Consider the following 17,742-nt stretch of genomic DNA (forward strand, 5'->3'; position numbering starts at 1 on the left):
GGTTGCTGAACGGCAGGTCGGGTGCTCGGGAATGACTTAACAGGTCGGGTCTGTATTCTTAATGGGCTGCCAGATGCCTCATCAATGCAGTATTGCACCACAGAATGCGATATCCCACTGTTTTCACAGGCTTTTTTCGTTCACCGTCATGGTAAACACGGCCACGTCAGCGCCATTATTTATATAGGCATGCGGTGCATCCATTTTCGCAACGGCGGCCCCTCCATGGCTTATCACGTAAGTGGTGTCACTGACGATAAGCGTCAGGGTTCCGCTGGAAACATGGAGCAATTCGCTGGTGCCCTGCGGATGGCCCGGGGATTCAAAAGTTTCACCGGGGTAAAGCACCCACTCCCACAGTTCAACCATGTCCGGCCCGCTGGTGCCTGCCAGCAGACGCGCGCTGCCGCCCTTTTCTCCTTTCCAGAGCACGGGGATTTCACCGGCATCAATGAGGTGGACTACAGGCTTCTCTGCTACGTTGACAAAATCTGCGACGGATACGTTCATAGCAGACGCCAGCCGGCAGAGCAGGGCAATGCTGGGGTTGGCCCGGCACCCTTCTATCTCAACCAGCATTCCCTTACTGACGCCCGATCGGCGGGAAAGCTCATCAAGCGACATTTTTCTCTGGCTGCGGTAAAGCTTTATGTGTGCTGAAACGGCCTCGTTCACCCTGGCTGCACCGGCATCGGTCGTTATATTGACTTTACTGGTCATCGGTCACTATCATGTAATAAATCAGTCATTACAGGATTATTATATGTCAGCTGCTTCACCGTCAATCAGTCCCGAAATTTATCGCATCGCACCGGGCTTTCGTGCGCTCAGCATCTGCGTGGAAGCGGCCCCCGTGGCCGATGAGCGGGTGGGTGAAGTCGCGCTGCGGGAAGCCTGCGAGGCCGCACTGGCAGGGCAGCCTTCCTGGGCAGAGGCCCATCTCAGCGCATGGGCGGATGTATACCGGGCCTTCGGCGCAAAGCCTAAGCGTACGCCCTGTTCGGCAGAAGCCCTGAGAAAACGCGTCATCAAGGATGGCACGATGGCCCCGCTCGATCCGGTGGTTGATCTGTACAACGCAGTCAGCATCCGGTATGCCGTTCCGGTGGGCGGTGAAAATTTTGCGGCTTACGCCGGGATGCCACAGCTGGTTGTGGCTAACGGAACTGAAATTTTTGACACCATGAAGGACGGTCAGCCGGGCAGTGAGTCACCGGAGGCGGGAGAAGTTGTCTGGCGGGATGACACCGGCGTGACCTGCCGCAGGTGGAACTGGCGGCAGGGCGTCCGGACCCGCCTGAGCATGGCTGACAGCAGCATGTGGTTCATCCTTGAGAGCCTGCCTGAAATGCCGCTGGAAGCACTGCACGAGGCTGGCCGGATGCTGACAGAGGGCCTGGAAAAAATGATGCCCGGCGCGCGCTGTCAGACCGTCCTCATCAGCAATGCGTCGTCTGGCACGCCGTAACTTTTGCCCTCCCGGCGGGTGCCGGGAGGTCTGCCTATTACCCTGACACCAGAGATTAAGTATGTACCTGTCCGCAATACCGGCCGGTTTTATGACCGGGCTGGGTCTCATCATGGCTATCGGCGCGCAGAATGCCTTTGCACTGCGTCAGGGGCTGCAGCAACGGTATGTTGCCCTGGTCGTTGTGGCTTTCTCACTCAGTGACATTGTGCTTATCCTGGCCGGCGTGGCCGGTACGGGAAAGCTGGTTCAGGCATGGCCGGCCGCGCTGCAGGTGCTGCGCTTTGGCGGGGCGGTTTTTCTGGCCGCTTACGGACTGATGGCAGCCAGAAGAGCCCTTAAGGGGAGTGACGCCCTTCGCCCGGCAGACGAGGCCGCGTCGGGCTGGAAAAAAGTGCTGCTGACCGGTCTGGCATTTACCTTTCTGAATCCGCACGTCTACCTGGACACCATGATCCTGGTCGGCAGCCTGTCTGCCCGCTACCCGGATGCAGGAAAGTGGCTGTTTGGCCTCGGTGCCTGCATGGCAAGCATGGTCTGGTTTACGTCGCTGACCTGTGGTGCCCGCTTTCTGCAACCGGTTTTTCGCCGGCCGCGTGCCTGGCAGATTCTGGACGCGCTGATTGCCCTGTTTATGCTGACGCTGAGCGCACTGCTGCTGTTCAGGCCGCTGCATTAAAACGCAGGCTATGGCTGCTGAGGCGCAATCAGGGTGCGGAGCCAGGCAAGCAGTTCAGTCTGCAGGCTGCCCGGCTCAAACGGTTCCGGTGACAGCAGGTAGTAGCGTGTACCATCCTCGACAAAACCCTGCGGTGCCGCCAGCACGCCGCTCTCCAAATCGTCACAGACCTGGAACCATGAACCAATTGCCACGCCAAGTCCGGCCACGGCGGCCTGCAGGCTGAAGTAAAAATGGTCGAAAACCTGCCCCCCCGTGCCGGGTGCGGGCTGCCCTGCGGCGCTGGCCCAAGACTGCCAGGCATCCGGGCGAGTCCGGGTATGGAGGCGCTCAGCATCAGGCGCCGGTACGGGGCCGGATGCTGTGGAGGTAAACCACCGGGAAACTTTGTCCGGACGGCATACCGGTCCGACCTTTTCCATAAAGAGAGGTGCGGCGTGATAGCTTTCCGGCCAGTCGAAATCATCGCGCCGGATAGCCAGGTCCAGGCCGCTGGCAAATGAAAAAGGGCCCCCACCGGCTGCCAGGTGTATGTCAGTGCCGGCATGCTTCGCCTGAAAGGCCGGCCAGCGCGGTAACAGCCAGCGCATCAGCAGCGTGGGTTCGCAGGACAGTACCCACCGCTGGCGCTGTCGCACGCTGGCGCGCAGGGCGTCAACGGCCTGCTGCATGACATCAAGCCCTTCGCTAACCGCACGGGCAAGCCTGTGGCCGGCATCGGTCAGAAATACGCGACGACTGCGTCTTTCAAAGAGAAGCACGCCCAGTTCGTCTTCGAGCAGTCGTACTGCACGGCTGACCGCGCCGTGGGTAATATGAAGTTCAGCGGCCGCCCGGCTGAAGTTCTCAAGCCGCGCCGCGGCTTCAAAACTGCGTAAGGCAATCAGTGAGGGCAGACGCGGAGAAAGTAGTGGTGAGCCAGACTCACAATCTTTGTCAGAAAACATCGTCATTCACCCGGATATGCGCACAGTAAAATTCTGCACATTCATTGATTTATACCGGAAAACATTATGACTGAACTGCTAGCTGTTATCACCATCACATTACTCGCCGTCATCAGCCCCGGGCCCGATTTTGCCATGGTCTCACGTAACAGCCTGTTGCTGTCGCGCCGCGCGGGGCTGCTGACGGCATTCGGGATCGGACTGGGCGTTCTTGTTCACGTTTCGTACACGCTGCTTGGCGTGGGGCTGCTGATACAGCAGTCGCTCTGGCTGTTTAACGCCATCAAGCTGGCCGGCGCCGTTTACCTTATCTGGCTGGGCATAAAAATGCTTCGCACAAAAGCCGGTGGGAAGGTGACTGACAGCCGGGTTGCTCCCCTGTCAGATCTGGGAGCTCTGCGCACCGGATTCCTGACAAATGTGCTGAATCCCAAAACGACTATTTTTATCGTCAGCCTGTTTATGCAGGTGGTGAACCCTGAGACGCCGCTGATGGTGCAGATTGGCTATGGACTGTTTATCTCGGTGGCACATATGGTCTGGTTCAGCCTGGTGGGGCTGTGCTTTTCTGCAGGCAGGGTCCGCGACCGCTTTCTGGCCGTGCGTCACTGGATAGACAGAACTTTCGGTGGCTTGCTGGTGATTTTTGGCGTGCTGCTTGCATTAGCCAGCCGGACGCGTTAACGCCGGCATGGCCGTAACAGAATGGTTAAGAAACAATGTGAGGGTTAAAGATGGAAATAAGCTGGAAGGGATTGCGGGGCAGCAGCCTCAGCGCACGTCAGCTGCATGATATTCTGGCACTGCGCATCGCGGTCTTTGTCGTGGAGCAGACGTGCCCGTTTCAGGATGTTGACGGACAGGATCTGCACGAAAGCACACTTCACGTCGCCGGATACCTGAACAAAAAGCTTGTCGCTTACACAAGAGTTCTGCATGTGGATGCTTCAGCGGATGCGGTAAAAATTACACGTGTCATTGTTGATGATTCCGTCAGAGGGCAGAAGCTGGGCGTCAGGCTGATGGAAAAAACGATGTCCTTCGTCCGCGATCATGAACAGGACAAGGCGATAAAGCTCTCGGCGCAGTCTCACCTCGTCAGATTCTATGAAGGATTCGGGTTTAAAACGGTATCCGGAGAATACCTTGATGATGGGATACCTCACAGGGACATGGATTATGCCGGTGCGTAAGTCGTACCTTTATCAAGATTGAAAATGTCCGCTTTTCGCTCAAAGCTGCCTTTGTACAAGCCAGCTACGGCTGAGTGCTAGGAACGGAAGTTGCTACCGTTAGTTTTTATTAATTAACGAGTAGAAGGTCATGGGTGAATAATAAAAATGACAAGCACCTTCGTTGATTCGGAGCTTGCCACTTTAGTTAACATTTATCTTAAAAGTTTTTAGCCTTTCGCTTCTTCGAGGTCATCAGTACTCACTCCTTCCGCCTTAAATTTAAAATAAAGTTCAACTTCCTCCAAACTCTTGCCTCCAGTTTCTGGAACAAAGAAGCTGAATATGGTGTAAGCAATGCATATTGCAGAAAAAATCCAGAATGTTGTAGACGCCCCCAATCCGTTTAACATCGGCAGGGAGAATATAGCGATGACTAAGTTAGTGGCAAATATGACGAAGATTGACAAACTCGTCGCCTTAGCTCTGGCTCTCAAAGGTGCGATTTCTGAAATAATCAAGAAACCTAACATGCCAGGACTAATTGCATACATGATGATGTAAAAGACTAAAGAACTAAATGCAAGCCAGTTGCTTCCGGGGAATGCAGGAATAGAAAAGATAACCGCAAGAATAACCAGACTAACCGTCAAACCGATAGCACCCAGAATCAGCAATGGACGTCTACCAACTTTCTCGACGATTAGCATGCCAACAATAGTAAACAGAACATTTGTAATTCCAAGCCCAAAAGTTCCAATCCATGATGCCGAGGAAGTAAACCCACTGGACTGGAGGATTTGAGGAGCGAAGTAGATAACCAAATTTATGCCGCAAGCATTGGAGAAGAATGCAACCAACACCCCGATAGCAATCATTGGTCTGACATGCCCCCTGAAAAGGTCACGCCAACGCATATCCACACTTTCAATAGCGTTCAGCCGTTCTGTTTCATTGATTTCTTCATCGACATCGCTGGTCCCACGCAATTTAATCAATGTATGCTTCGCTGTATCTTTACGGTTTGTCGCAATTAACCAGCGAGGGGATTCCGTTACAAACATGACGCCTATTGCAAGAATTACGCCCAAGACGCCAGCAATCCCAACTGGCATACGCCATTCAGCATGGCTATCTGCGACCATGTTTACACCGTAAGCCATGACAATACCAACGGTGATCATCAGCTGAAATGAGGTGACGAGAACACCACGAATTTTAGCAGGCGAAAGCTCAGCGATATACACGGGTACCAGTACGGATGAAGCACCAACACCAATCCCCTGAAGTATACGAGCAAAGATGAGCAGCTCGATGCTGTGACTAAACCCTGAAATCGCAGCACCTGCTGCAAAGCAAAGGCCCGAAGCCAGTAGGTTAATTTTGCGACCATATTTATCAGCAAGCGGGCCTGCGGCAAGAGAGCCCAACATCGCGCCGAGGAGTGACATGCTTACAACAATGCCTTGCATAAGGTCGTTGATCTGAAACTCTTTACCAATAAGAGGGATTACTCCTCCTATAATTCCCGTGTCATAACCAAATATAATTCCTCCTACGGAAGATATTATGACCGACATGATAATAAATATGCTTACTTTTGTTCCATGATGACTGCTTGAGACTTCTTTGTTTTTTAATTTCCCCATGATACCCACCCGTGTGTGATTTATAATTAACTAAGTGCAGGAATAACGATTGCTCCGAGAGCCCCAGCAGTATCACCTAATTCTGATGGCACAATTTTCATATTAATTGCATACGCATCTGCACGCGTGAGAGATTCTTCCAATCCTTCTTTGAACAATGGATAATAATGAGCAGCGCTTCCACTCAGGATGGTGAGATCTGGACCATATAATGTCAGTAGCGTTACCAGACCTCTTCCAAGATAATTTCCATAACGATGAAATACGCTCGCGATATCTTCTCTTTCTTTCGCCATCTCTTTATAAAAATTGATGTCATTTTTTTCATAAGGATGTTCAGGCAGTAGCGCTTCTAAGTTTTGCTGGAGCCATGTTCTTGACGCAAGCATTTCCCAACACCCTCGTAAACCGCAATAACAAGTTGTAGGGTTACCTGAGACAGGAATGTGTCCTGCCTCAGGATGGTGACCATCACTGGTGCGGAAAGGCTTTCCGTCATCAAGCAAAGCGACACCGATTCCGGTCCCAAGCGTAACCATTAAAAGCCGTTTGCTATTCTTTCCTGCACCAAAATAATACTCGCCAAGTACAGCAGCAACCGCGTCATTATCTATGCCGACTTCTACATCGAGTAATTTTTTTAGCTCATCAACCAAAGGAAAAAAAGAAAAACATTCAAGAGTATCTTTGTTATTAATAATCCCTGAACTCGTATCTACAGGTCCACTTGCGCCTATTCCCAGGCTAACCAGTTTCGTCCCCTCAGGAATTAAAGAGAGGATGTGTGAGGCCAGAAGCTCGGAGCGCTGTTCCTGTTCAACCGCATTAAATAAAGCCGTAGGAATGGTTTTAGTGCTCAGAGTGCCCTCTTCACCGTGAATAATGATGCGAGTACCGGTTCCTCCGATATCGACACCAGCTTTTACCATTTTGATTAATTCTGTCATACCGCCACCGTGATTTTTTGACCGAACAGGAACTGCCCTGGCACAAAACCATTCTGTTCGGCTAATTCAACAGTCAGGTGTTCGATGTAAATAAAGCCACACAGCAGTTGGCACAATTCGTTACCTTCAGGAACGGAAAGCAGCGTTGATCCTGCAAAAGCTGCTTCGCCAATTGTGACGACGCTCGTGCCATTCGCCACCATTTCTGCAGACAGGCGCTCCAGAGTTTCATCGCCTGGCTTTCCAAGGAGAACGGCAAGCATTCCTTTACCAGACGTTTCCAAAGGACCATGACGAAACTCTCCGCCAACAAAACCTTCCGCGCTAACTTTTGAAGCTTCCTTAGTGATCAGTGCTCCGGTCAGCGCACTTGAGGCGTATGAACCGGTGCCAATATATGCGACGCGTTGGTGCGTATGGCTGAAAAGAGATTCTGCCATCCCCGCAACATGCTGATTAGCCGTCAGAAGAGAACGGATTACCGGAACGATGTTTTTAACGGTGCTGCAAATTACATGCTCATCCTCATCAAGCAAAACAGCCAGAGCACGGTGACTGGCGATTAAGGTATTGAGATAGCTTTTTGAGCTTACGGTCGCTTCGTCACCGCTGTTGAGTGAGATGAGAATGTCAGCCTTTTTACCCAATACACTATTAGGATCATTGGTTAATCCAATAAGCGTGCGTGGTTGAATACCTTGCTCAAGCAGAGCAACAATTTCACCGCTCATGCCTGATTGAGATGTAGCCCACAAAAGCGTGTTTTCAGTTACCAGTGAAGGCATATCCAACAGTCGGCCTGCATCAATTCTCCATACAGGATATCCCCTAGCAGCAAGCGCTCTCTCAATAGGGATCAGACCATAGTCAGAAGACCCCATACCGGTCAGGATGATTCGGTCATAATCATCTAATTTTAAAGACTTAAGCCCTTCCGGTAACGGCGTATTGAGTTGCGCAAGAGCGGCTTCTGGTTGCATTGAAATGTCGTTTTCGTATGGGGTTTTCATAGCATTCTCGTCATTAGGTTAGAAAAACACCTACAACGTATATGCACGATATCGTGCATGTCAATGCACGATATCGTTTATGTGACAGTGATAATACTTTTTACTTATGTTTTACGTTGTTGATGTAACTAGATGAATAGATTATCTTTTGAATGATTTTTTAAATTTAAGACGCTTTGCACACATCTGTGAGAGGAAGACGAATGCTTGCACCTGAGAGACGGGAAAAAATTCTTTCCATGCTAGTTTCAAATGGTTATCTGAATGCCAGTCAATTAGCAGATGTATTTGAGGTGGATAGCTCAACGATCCGTAGGGATCTAATGTACCTTGAGAAAGGGCGGAAGATAGTCAGGACGCATGGTGGCGTATTGCCGGTATTGTCATCTGAAGGGCAAGACACGCCTTACAGCATTCGTCGTGGCAGAAACCATGAGCAGAAGGTGTCAATTGGCGCTTTTGCGGCTTCACTGATAGCTGACGGTGACTCAGTTATTCTGGACAATGGCTCAACGGTTTATGAGCTCGCTGCATGTTTGTTATACAAAAAAGATCTGACAGTTATCACGAACGATCTCAATATCGCTATGCTGCTGAGCCAATACCCCGCGATAAATCTGAACGTGACGGGTGGAGTTGTTGTTGGGAACTCATATACCCTTGTAGGACCCGATGCCACGAGGAAATTCAGCGAAGTTCATGCCGACTGGGCATTTCTCGGCGCTGAAGGGGTGCATCCTGAAGCGGGGATCACTAATATCAATGCAATTGAAATACCCACTAAGAAAGCCATTCTGAATTCCGCGACTAAACGCGTTGTATTGGCTGATACAACAAAAATAGGATATCGGGCGCTTTCACACGTCTGTAATATCTCTGATATAGACATGATAATAACCGATACGAAAAAGAAAGATAAATCAGACTCGTTATACGATGGGAAAATTAAATACGCCAGCGTGTGAATTTACACCTAGATTCGCCCCGAATCTCAATGGATAAGGTTATTTAAGTCATTAGCTGTTGATTTTTTTGTTTAATGAAAGTTAAAAGCCACAAGGCTAAGATTAAAAAGCCTGCTAATGAAATAACAGGCTTTAATTGTTGATGCTGGGCTATAGTGGAATGGTACCAAGTCCTTAGACTTCTTGTATGCTCAAAATCTAAGGCAGATTTGTCTATGGGCTTGGAGTCATTCCAATCATTAGAAATGAGTAATGATTGCGAACTTCCGCTCTTCGCTCAGGCTGTGTGAAAACTCTGACCTAAAACTGAAGTGCGCGCATCTACGAAAAATCTGTAATTAATCGACAGGTTAGCTGAGCCAAATTTACGTATAAGCGCAGTTTTCAATCCTGTTTTACGCAGATTAAGCGGCCAAAACAGTTTCCACACAGCATGCGCTCATAGCGGCCATTTGTACTGCCCTAAATCCCCCAAACGACTCGGATGAAAAAAGCATTAACCTTTTGGCATTGATTATGGTGCCTTTGTTTATTGAATTAGCCATCAGACCCAAGCCGCAGGCCCGAAACGCATCTCTTCGCGGTTCGGCGGAGCTTACCGCCCGGCGGTTAGCGCAGTCGGGCTGACGACCCGGTCTGCCGGGGAGCCGGAGGAGGCCACCAGGCTTTTAATGCGTTTGCCTTTAAGTGACTGAATATCAGATAAGCAGTTGTCGCCCCACAGCGAGATAAACAGCCACAGGCTGCAAAGATAAAATAGAGTAAGAACACTTCCCCGGGAGAAAAAGCGCAAGCAAAGGGGAATGACCGGTGCGTCAGCACCGGCTCTCCCCGGCACGCAGTGCCGCCCGCCGTTCAGCGCGCCAAAAAAAGGCGGAGTAGCCCCCGCCCTGCTGGAATGACCAGGCGATGACTCAGCCGTTAAGGTGCCCCCGCTCCGCCAGTGATACCGTGTCGTTGCCAGCCACGATAATGTGATCGATAACCCTCACCGCCACGAGTTCTAGCGCCGTTTTGAGGCGCCCCGTGATAGTGATGTCTGCTCTGGATGGCTCTGGCGTGAACGACGGATGGTTGTGGCTCAGAATAACGGCGGCGGCATTTAGCTCAAGCGCCCGGCGAACAATTTCGCGAGGGTGGATTTCAACACTCGCGATGGATCCTTCAAATATCTCCTCATAGGCCAGCAGCTGATGCTGGTTATTCAGAAACGCCACTGCAAACACTTCACGGCAGCGCCCCGCAAGTTTCGCCCGGAAAAACTCGCCAGACACTGAAGATGAGTCAAAAGTGGTGCCCGTGGGATAACGATAGTCAATCGCCAGCACCGCTTCGGCCAGGATCTGGTTGTCTGTTGCCATCACGTAATTACCCTGCGTATCGCGCACGTGAAGCCGACTGAAAAAGCGCACGTTATCCGTGACATTTTCCAGTGATGATTCTTCAGATTCTGGAGCCGAGGTGTTGACGTTCTGCTGTGACATGTTGTTTCTCCCGTTCAGTTTCATGTGATGTTTCTCCGAGTTCCGTCGCCGTAAGCGCATAACCGGCGCGCGGGAACCCGGCTGAACGCAGGGGAAACGGCAAGGCCGCAGCCCAACGGGACCGGGAGCAGCCGTTTAGTGAGCGACCCTTGCGTGAGGACGCCCGCGTGCCAGGTTTCAGCACGGCAGAGGACATCGGGAAACGAAACAGAACAGCAGGCGATGAACAGGAAGCAGCCCCGGACGGCACGACGCATCGCCGGTCCGGCCCTCAGCGGCCACGGTCATTCGTGGCCAGTGAACGCGCTGGTGCCAGCCAGCTGCAGGAGTTGATTTGGCTATTACCATCAGACCTCAGCCGAATGGCCCGGAACGCAACGCGGTCCGGCGGAGCTTGCCGGCTTTGCCAGTTAGCGGAGTCGGGCTTGACGACCCGGCAGCGCCGGGGAGCCGGAGGGGGCCATGAGTTAAGGGCGATTAATCCTGAATAACATCATGAGGACGCCGCTGCAGGAGCCACTATCCTTAATGGAGGAGGAACAAACTATGTGCGGACGATTTGCGCAGTACCAGAGTCGGGACGTGTACTTAGACGCACTCGGCATAGCCGACAGCGACTATGTTCACGATCCGGAACCCATCGGTCGCTACAACGTCGCGCCAGGGACGAATGTGTTACTGCTGAACCAGCGTGACGGCGAACTGAAACTAGACCCGGTGTACTGAGGTTATGGCCCTGAATGGTGGGATAAACAGCCGCTGATTAACGCACGCGGTGAAACCGCCGCCTCCAGCCGGATGTTTAAGCCACTCTGGAACCATGGCCGCGCCGTTGTGTTTGCAGACGGCTGGTACGAGTGGCAGCGAAGCGGTGACAAAAAGCAGCCTTACTTTATTTACCAGAAAAGCCATGAGCCGCTGTTCTTTGCAGCGATAGGCAAAGCCCCCTATGACGACCCTCACGGGAAAGAAGGTTTCCTGATCGTCACTGCTGCCAGCAGCAAAGGCATGGTAGACATACACGATCGCAGGCCGCTGGTGCTGAAGGCATCAGCCGTAGCTGAATGGCTGAGTGAAGACACCTCGCCGGAACGTGCAGAGGAAATTGCCAAGAAGGTCGCGCTGCCGGAAAGCGATTTCAGATGGCATCCTGTTTCCTGCAAGGTAGGGAGCCCTAAAAATCAAGGTGCCGATCTCATTAAAGATATCGGTTAATCTGTCATACTCACTGGATTTAGAGTTCACGGCGAACCATATTAGAGTGAATATCTAAACCATAAAATTCATAATAGTTCTTAATTATCATAATATTGTATGTTTAGGTCGTTTTGATATCTTTCTAGATAGGTTTTTTGTCGAGTAGATACAAGATAATCTGATGCTGAGATAATCCTCATATCGGACAGTAAATATGAGGACTTAAAGATGAATAAGTTATCAGATTTTGTGGCGCTTGCGGAACGTCTTGCAAAGGTAGCTTTGCCTCTCGCACACATCATATTATCGACGAGCGTTTTAATTATGATGTATTACCTCGTTAAATCCTGAAGAGGGAATGGTTATGCTTTACTGGAAAAAAATGCCCTCACTATGGGTTGGTAACAGTATTGCCAGCTTTAACGATCTTGAAACGGCTCATGCAATCGCGGCATTGAAGATCTATATCGTTTTCTCTTTATTCTCCAAGTCTCGCGAAGACGGCGTCAGAACGATTGCGATGACGTTTACTGAAATCAGTGAGACGGCATCGCTGAGTCGCGCCCTGGTAAACGAAGGACTAAAGGTTCTGTACCAGAAGGAGATGATTAAAAATTTATCACCGACACCCAGGAAAAAGTTATATACCGTAGATGTAGCGGGGGAACTACTGGATGGCTGGTGCAAATTACCTTTTGCGGGTGTTGTTTCAGAGGACCGGTCTATCGTCGCTTTCAAGTCGATGCATAACAGGTATCCTTTTGAACTTGTCGCACTCCAGCTTTATGTCTACCTGCTATATGCCAGAGACAACCGAAACGATTACACGCTCGCAAGAAAATTTACGATTATGGAAAAGCTGCACTGCAGACTTCATGTTCTGAACAAAGCCATCACCTACTTGATCCATATCGGGCTACTCAAAGCCGTAAAGCAGAAGGTAGTGGAACAAACGTATACTGAGATTTTTCACGACTCATTTTATTTTTACATGGCTGCTGGAGCAGGTAACGCTTTTACCTATCAGAAATCACCTAAGGTTGTGCCGCCAGCTAAAGAAATTCCGTTCTGATTTTTTTGAAATTTGTTGAATACACATTCCCCACCGCTGCAAGATTACCGCGGCTAGAACTGGGAAGAAGGCATAGACTGAAGGTGTGTATTACCGTTAACCACCCGGTAGAAAGTCAGAGAGTGATCCTGGTATTCAATCCCCCGGTCAGTTCTCGTCTCTGTCAGACTGATAACCGGAGATACCTGGGCACATCCGTCGGCAATGTTCATCATTTTGATGATGTAATCGCCAGCTGAGATATTTATTAACTTCAGTTGCTGATGCGCAGGAATAAAGACATCTCGGGCAAAGTTGCCATTCATCCTGTCCAGAGAATGAACGAGCTTGACGTAAAGATCCTGATCGTTCCGGGAGTTATCGAGCGTCAGGCTGGATAAACCTGTATGCTTGTCACGGACAGACATCACCCTTGCGAAAGATGGCCAGAGAACACCGCCCGCATAGGATACCTGCTGCCCTGCACAACTGGGATCACGGGTGGGTAATTTGAGGTCTGAAGGGATAATAATCCGATCATTTTCTCTTGCTGCCAGCCTTCCCTGTTGCGCTGAGGATTTATCATCCAAAAACTTCACTGCGCCCATTAAGAGAACCAGCCCAAGCACACAGTATCCCGCCAGTTTCAGGTTTGAAGCCCCGTCATACTTTTTTACCGGCCCGGGATCTGCTGACCGCGCCTCAGGCTTACCCTTGGGCTCCTGCCTCGGGGCTGCCGTGGCGGTTGGTTCATAAGCAGGCTGGGCTGTCTCCGAGGTTCCTTTTCCAGCTTCAACTTTACGTCGCCAGTTTTCCTTTCCTATCCAGCTGTCATGCTCACGGCGTTTAACCGGGTCCGATAAGACCTCATAGGCAGTATTAATAATCTGCATGATGCGCTCTGCATCGGGATTATTCGGGTTTTTATCTGGATGGTATTTCTTGGCAAGCGTGCGATAGGCTGCCTGAATGACTTCGATCGGTGCATCCATTGACACCTTTAAATTATCGTAATGCGTTCTCATTGTTATGTTTTCTTCATGCTGTGTTGACGTTTTATACATCAATACACTCATTCCTTAAACTACCAGATTTCATCTTCACTGCATGCTGGCGGCCATCAGACCCTAGCCGGAAGGCCCGGAACGCCGCGTGGTCCGGCGGAGCTTCCCGGCTTTGCCGGTTAGCGGAGTGGGTCTTGACGACCCGGCAACGCCGGGGAGCCGGAGGGGGCAATCAGGTTATTAATGCTTTAAGTTTTGAGAAAAGAAAATCAGGACTATCAGCTCTGCCACAGCAGAGGTATCAACAGATGCAGGTAGCAGAAAGAGAAGAACATGAGACAGCGCCCCGGAGAGAGAAAGCGCAGGCGAAGGGGGACGACCAGTGCGTCAGCACCGGTTTTTCACGACCCGCAGTGCCGCCGGGTTTAACGCCGCAGTATTCGGTAACCCATAGCCATCAGCATGATGCCCAGCGCCATCATTACGTAAGCTAACCAGACATCCATCGTGGTGTTCACTGCTTCAAAGCTGTCCGTTACCTCCGGCAATGCTTCACCACTGCTTGAAAGCAAGATACCCTAGACGAGCAATCCCAGCCCGGTAACAGGTATTAGTATCTTGTCGCCCGTAGACTTCTCCGCCTTCGAGGCCATCACACGCGCCAGCAGCAAACAGATTATTATGCCCATCGAAAACTCGGTCACGCTGAGCGCATCCGGTAACGCAAATTGAAAAATGCCGATCCAGATGCCGTTCAGCACCACCGCCAGAAGCCAAAAGCTCATAAATAGAAATTCCTGATTAAATTGCCTGTTCTACAAACTGCATATCAGGCTAAGTTTCTGCTATTACAACAGAATGCCCCGCAAGCCGAAAGCGCGCGGGACATCCGGATTCAGCGTGTAAACGTCAGTCGGTTTGGCAGAACCAGCCTGTCAGCATTCAGCGCCTCCGGCGTCGCGGCTTTTACCTCTGCCTGAATGTCCAGCATGAGCAGCCAGAGTGGCTCTTCCCAGTACCAGGCAGGATCGAGATACTGACAGGATACAAACTGCGGCAACCACGCCATCACCATGTGCAGAATGTCGAACTCAAAGAACTCATGTTCCTGCTGTCGGGTATACCATGCCCCAACCGTCAGCGGCGTCTGAAACGTCAGATCGATTTTAGCCTGTGCGAGACGCTGCTGATAGCGCCTGAGCTTCTGATCATGCAGCCTTCCTTCCTGATTAATTTGGCGGTTAACCCGGTGAGAACTGCGCTTATCGAGGCGTTCACGCAGCCTTAACGCAGTCATCGAAAACAGCCTGGATCCGGTGTCCTGTGAAAGCGGCGACGGACAGCGCTCCCCCCGGGAAGCAATCAGCGTATCGAGCGCTGTCATGTACTCTACGGCAGCAGGCGCAAAGCGGTCACGCGGGGAATATTCTGGCATTACCCGGCGCAGATGGTCTGCTTTGATCGTACGGGTATCGCAGTAATAGCGCACAAAGGCGCTGGCGTAAGGGTGCGTACCGCGTGCCGCCCTGCCCTTCTGGCGCTTTTCAACGTCGGCAATGGCGAGGCTGACGGCGAGCGTGAACGGACAGGCAGGAACGAGTGAGAGGTGACGGGGGATCGTGTTCATGGCTTTTCTCCTAATATAATGACCGCCCATTCGGGCGGTCTGCCGCTGTCAGTCTTCGCTGTCCTGAGTATTTTCACTGTCGCTTTCTGCCGCATCGTCTTTAAGCGGTCGCATCCACGCAGGAACCCAGCGAGCGTCTTTGAGTGCCTCCTCTGCAAACCCGGCGGCGTCACCTTTTTTCATTTTCCCCGCATCGCTGGCGTTGCCTGTCTTACCCGCCTCCGTAAGTGCGCCCACAATCTGATCTTTGCTCATACGCTTGAAGAACCCGTCAGCGGTCGGCTGCCACCAGTCAGCGAGCTCAAAGCCCATCGCCGTCTCCAGCATATCGAGGTTGCTGGTCTGGCTTTTGCCATAGATCCTGTCCTGGAAAGAGCAGATCGTTGCGGCGCTGCAGAATCCCAGCAGCCCAAGCGCATCATCGGAGCTCCAGTCCAGCAGCCAGCGGAAGTCCTGCGCCCAGCGCTCGGGCAATCTCGCCTGCCACTCCGCTTTCTGCTGCTGCATAAACTGCCAAGCTTTGCCCTCCTTCTTAGAAGCGGAGTCAGAAACCAGCGAAGAGCTGTTGTCGGTCAGGCTGACTTTCATTGGGGTGTTGTCATAACTGCTATGGCTGAACGTTGAACGGCACAGCGTCTAGGTCAGCATCGCGACCGATATATCCGGTTTTGAACAGAGTGCGGCCTGCACCGCAAGCGATCGCTCGCAGGACATCGAGCGCACCAGCGCGGCGGAATAGCCTTCAGACATCGCCTGCACGTCATCTTTGTTTTCAGGTTTGTTTTTCTTCGGCAGGTCCGCCACTCGTTGTACGCCGCGCTGAATGAAGCACACGCCGGACTCATAGCAGACCACCGCGCCCGTTTTGCCTTTATCGAGCGCCGACCAGTGACGTTTGTCCGCGGCGTTTTCCAGCGCGGCAATCTGCTTTTTCAGCTGCGACTTGAGCGCTTCATCGTCGGTGAGACGCCACTGCGCGCGCAGATCGCTCACCTGAGCATCTTCTTCCGGGGTATAGTCCGGGCAGCGTTCCTGTGGCACCGCATAGGAGCGTTTCACCTTACTGTCCCAGGAATGCATGCGCCCGTCTGCCCTGACCTCCGTCCAGGCAAACCCCTCCTCTTTCGCCACTGCTTCCGCTATCTGCTGCAGCTTTTCAAGCGACAGACTTTCTACCAGCGCGGTGTCGATGTAGCCATCGTCCTCACCGCTGAACAGATCGGCACGGATGGTACCACCTGCCGCGAGGTAGGCATCTTTGCCCACGAAAGCGAACTTATGGGAACGGCTAATTTCGGTTTCTGACGAGGTGATCAGGTTACGAATGGTGTCGGCTGACGGGTTGTAATAGCTGGAAGCCTGATCCCACACTTCGATCTGGCGCTCGTGCGAATCGGCGAGCGTCAGCGCCTGACACTGCTCAATCGTAATCTTGTCGGCAGCAAGCTCGTCAAGAATGGCAGGCGCCAGGCCGGAGAGTTTCAGGCAACGCTGTACGTGGCGCCAGCCGTAGCCCATCAGGTCACCAATCTGTGCAGGCGTTTTGCCCTCTGCTGCCAGCGCCTGGAATCCGGCAATCTGCTCGGCAGGGTGCATGTCCTCGCGCTCACCGTTTTCCACCATCGAGGCGGCACGGGCCAGTTCCTCAGATACGCGCTTAACGGGAATAAGCTGATCGGGCTGATAAACGCCCTGTGTCAGCAGCAACTGCAACGCTGTCAGGCGACGACCGCCGCAGGCTACGCCCAGCAGGCCATCAGGCATCTCATGCGCGATCAGGTTATGCAGCAAACCCACGTTTTTGATGGTGGCCGCCAGCGTATCAATGCGCGACTGCACGTAAACCTTTCTGCGCACGTTCAGCGGCGACACCGCCAGACGCGACAGCGGGATCATCTCGATTTCCACTTTCTCCACCGCCCGCCAGCGGAAGGCCGGTGCAGCATGGTGATTTTTTGAACACTCAGTGCGCAATAACATGAGACATTTCAGGGCTCGTGAAAATTATCCCCCCTCCCCTGCCCGCAGCATCTTGCGCCGTGGTGAAAGTCAGTTAATACTACTGTGATTATATACAGCACACTGGCAGGAAATTTGATTATGTTTCACACCCTCAGGCTCATCAACCCGGCACAAAATCCGCCCCCAAGCTTCCGTCCTCTTTTTCTGGAGCGCGTACCCTGCGGGTTCCCATCCCCCTGCCAGGACTATGCTGAACAGGAGCTGGACCTCAATGAACATCTGATAGCCCATCGCTCAAGCACTTTCTTTCTGCGGGCTGAGGGTAACAGCATGCAGGATATCGGACTGTACGATGGTGACCTGCTTATCGTTGATCGGTCACTTTAACCAGAACACGGCGACGTTGTTATTGCGGAGGTCTTTGGTGAGTTTACCGTCAAGCGTTTGCTCATAAAGCCGCACGGTCCGGTTCTTCAGCCCATGAATCCTGCCTACCCGGTCATTACGCCTGATCCTGAGACCCTGCAGATCTTTGGCGTCGTGATCCATTTTGTTCACACGACGCGTCGGAGAAACTAAC

At 52.0% G+C, this 17,742-nt stretch carries 18 protein-coding genes and 2 pseudogenes; 8 read left to right on the forward strand and 12 right to left on the reverse strand.

Annotated features, from left to right (window positions below):
- Positions 1 to 123 precede the first annotated feature (123 nt).
- Positions 124 to 720: a helix-turn-helix domain-containing protein gene (locus AABB92_RS22070; protein ID WP_031378061.1), complete on the reverse strand. Its 597-nt coding sequence runs from the start codon at positions 718 to 720 to the stop codon at positions 124 to 126.
- Positions 721 to 763: 43 nt separating this feature from the next.
- On the opposite strand from AABB92_RS22070, the gene AABB92_RS22075 reads away from it, so the two are divergent.
- Both AABB92_RS22075 and AABB92_RS22080 read left to right on the forward strand, forming a co-directional pair.
- The gene (locus AABB92_RS22075; protein ID WP_046289573.1) at positions 764 to 1,468 is read left to right on the forward strand and encodes a B3/B4 domain-containing protein; all 705 of its coding nucleotides are present in this window, start codon (positions 764 to 766) and stop codon (positions 1,466 to 1,468) included.
- Between the two features lie 61 nt (positions 1,469 to 1,529).
- Positions 1,530 to 2,147, forward strand: a complete 618-nt coding sequence (locus AABB92_RS22080) for a LysE/ArgO family amino acid transporter (protein ID WP_046289572.1) — start codon at positions 1,530 to 1,532, stop codon at positions 2,145 to 2,147.
- An 8-nt stretch (positions 2,148 to 2,155) separates the two neighbouring features.
- On the opposite strand, the gene AABB92_RS22085 is transcribed toward AABB92_RS22080, so the two are convergent.
- Positions 2,156 to 3,094, reverse strand: a complete 939-nt coding sequence (locus tag AABB92_RS22085) for a LysR family transcriptional regulator (RefSeq protein WP_031377962.1) — start codon at positions 3,092 to 3,094, stop codon at positions 2,156 to 2,158.
- Positions 3,095 to 3,160: 66 nt separating this feature from the next.
- On the opposite strand from AABB92_RS22085, the gene AABB92_RS22090 reads away from it, so the two are divergent.
- Together AABB92_RS22090 and AABB92_RS22095 are read left to right on the forward strand one after the other, a co-directional pair.
- Entirely contained in the window at positions 3,161 to 3,778 is a 618-nt protein-coding gene (locus AABB92_RS22090; protein ID WP_046289571.1) for a LysE family translocator, read from the forward strand.
- A gap of 50 nt (positions 3,779 to 3,828) precedes the next feature.
- Entirely contained in the window at positions 3,829 to 4,287 is a 459-nt protein-coding gene (locus AABB92_RS22095) for a GNAT family N-acetyltransferase (RefSeq protein ID WP_031377963.1), read from the forward strand.
- 209 nt (positions 4,288 to 4,496) lie between these two features.
- Here the strand turns inward: AABB92_RS22095 and AABB92_RS22100 are convergent, their stop codons facing one another.
- The 3 genes from AABB92_RS22100 to AABB92_RS22110 are packed head-to-tail and all read right to left on the reverse strand — an operon-like array spanning position 4,497 to position 7,872.
- Positions 4,497 to 5,915: a sugar porter family MFS transporter gene (locus AABB92_RS22100; protein ID WP_072051048.1), complete on the reverse strand. Its 1,419-nt coding sequence runs from the start codon at positions 5,913 to 5,915 to the stop codon at positions 4,497 to 4,499.
- A gap of 26 nt (positions 5,916 to 5,941) precedes the next feature.
- The gene (locus tag AABB92_RS22105) at positions 5,942 to 6,862 is read right to left on the reverse strand and encodes an ROK family protein (RefSeq protein WP_031377965.1); all 921 of its coding nucleotides are present in this window, start codon (positions 6,860 to 6,862) and stop codon (positions 5,942 to 5,944) included.
- Positions 6,859 to 7,872 (reverse strand): SIS domain-containing protein, encoded by a 1,014-nt coding sequence (locus AABB92_RS22110; RefSeq protein WP_046289570.1) that lies wholly within the window; start codon positions 7,870 to 7,872, stop codon positions 6,859 to 6,861. Before AABB92_RS22110 ends, AABB92_RS22105 begins: the two co-directional genes overlap by 4 nt.
- A 203-nt stretch (positions 7,873 to 8,075) precedes the next feature.
- Between AABB92_RS22110 and AABB92_RS22115 the strand changes: the two genes are divergently transcribed.
- Positions 8,076 to 8,837, forward strand: a complete 762-nt coding sequence (locus tag AABB92_RS22115) for a DeoR/GlpR family DNA-binding transcription regulator (RefSeq protein ID WP_031377966.1) — start codon at positions 8,076 to 8,078, stop codon at positions 8,835 to 8,837.
- Positions 8,838 to 9,751: 914 nt separating this feature from the next.
- Here the strand turns inward: AABB92_RS22115 and AABB92_RS22120 are convergent.
- Positions 9,752 to 10,321: a JAB domain-containing protein gene (locus AABB92_RS22120; protein WP_082097644.1), complete on the reverse strand. Its 570-nt coding sequence runs from the start codon at positions 10,319 to 10,321 to the stop codon at positions 9,752 to 9,754.
- Between the two features lie 546 nt (positions 10,322 to 10,867).
- On the opposite strand from AABB92_RS22120, the pseudogene AABB92_RS22125 reads away from it, so the two are divergent.
- Positions 10,868 to 11,536, forward strand: a pseudogene (locus tag AABB92_RS22125) (SOS response-associated peptidase family protein).
- 346 nt (positions 11,537 to 11,882) lie between these two features.
- Positions 11,883 to 12,590: a hypothetical protein gene (locus tag AABB92_RS22130; protein WP_031377968.1), complete on the forward strand. Its 708-nt coding sequence runs from the start codon at positions 11,883 to 11,885 to the stop codon at positions 12,588 to 12,590.
- A 53-nt stretch (positions 12,591 to 12,643) separates the two neighbouring features.
- Here AABB92_RS22130 and AABB92_RS22135 read toward each other — a convergent pair whose 3' ends face one another.
- From AABB92_RS22135 to AABB92_RS22160, 6 genes are all read right to left on the reverse strand, one after another.
- Positions 12,644 to 13,633, reverse strand: coding sequence for a J domain-containing protein (locus AABB92_RS22135; protein WP_031377969.1), 990 nt, complete (start codon positions 13,631 to 13,633; stop codon positions 12,644 to 12,646).
- Positions 13,634 to 13,998: 365 nt separating this feature from the next.
- The gene (locus AABB92_RS22140) at positions 13,999 to 14,121 is read right to left on the reverse strand and encodes a hypothetical protein (protein ID WP_255352436.1); all 123 of its coding nucleotides are present in this window, start codon (positions 14,119 to 14,121) and stop codon (positions 13,999 to 14,001) included.
- A gap of 30 nt (positions 14,122 to 14,151) precedes the next feature.
- The gene (locus AABB92_RS22145; RefSeq protein ID WP_031377970.1) at positions 14,152 to 14,358 is read right to left on the reverse strand and encodes a hypothetical protein; all 207 of its coding nucleotides are present in this window, start codon (positions 14,356 to 14,358) and stop codon (positions 14,152 to 14,154) included.
- 110 nt (positions 14,359 to 14,468) lie between these two features.
- Positions 14,469 to 15,200: a plasmid SOS inhibition protein A gene (locus AABB92_RS22150; RefSeq protein ID WP_031377971.1), complete on the reverse strand. Its 732-nt coding sequence runs from the start codon at positions 15,198 to 15,200 to the stop codon at positions 14,469 to 14,471.
- Between the two features lie 48 nt (positions 15,201 to 15,248).
- The gene (locus tag AABB92_RS22155) at positions 15,249 to 15,788 is read right to left on the reverse strand and encodes a hypothetical protein (RefSeq protein WP_052720707.1); all 540 of its coding nucleotides are present in this window, start codon (positions 15,786 to 15,788) and stop codon (positions 15,249 to 15,251) included.
- A 48-nt stretch (positions 15,789 to 15,836) separates the two neighbouring features.
- Entirely contained in the window at positions 15,837 to 17,180 is a 1,344-nt protein-coding gene (locus tag AABB92_RS22160; protein ID WP_052720692.1) for a ParB/RepB/Spo0J family partition protein, read from the reverse strand.
- Between the two features lie 120 nt (positions 17,181 to 17,300).
- Here AABB92_RS22160 and umuD point away from each other — a divergent pair.
- Positions 17,301 to 17,741, forward strand: a pseudogene (umuD, locus tag AABB92_RS22165) (translesion error-prone DNA polymerase V autoproteolytic subunit).
- Position 17,742 lies beyond the last annotated feature (1 nt).

This window comes from Pantoea brenneri (assembly GCF_038594305.1).
GTDB lineage: Bacteria > Pseudomonadota > Gammaproteobacteria > Enterobacterales > Enterobacteriaceae > Pantoea > Pantoea brenneri.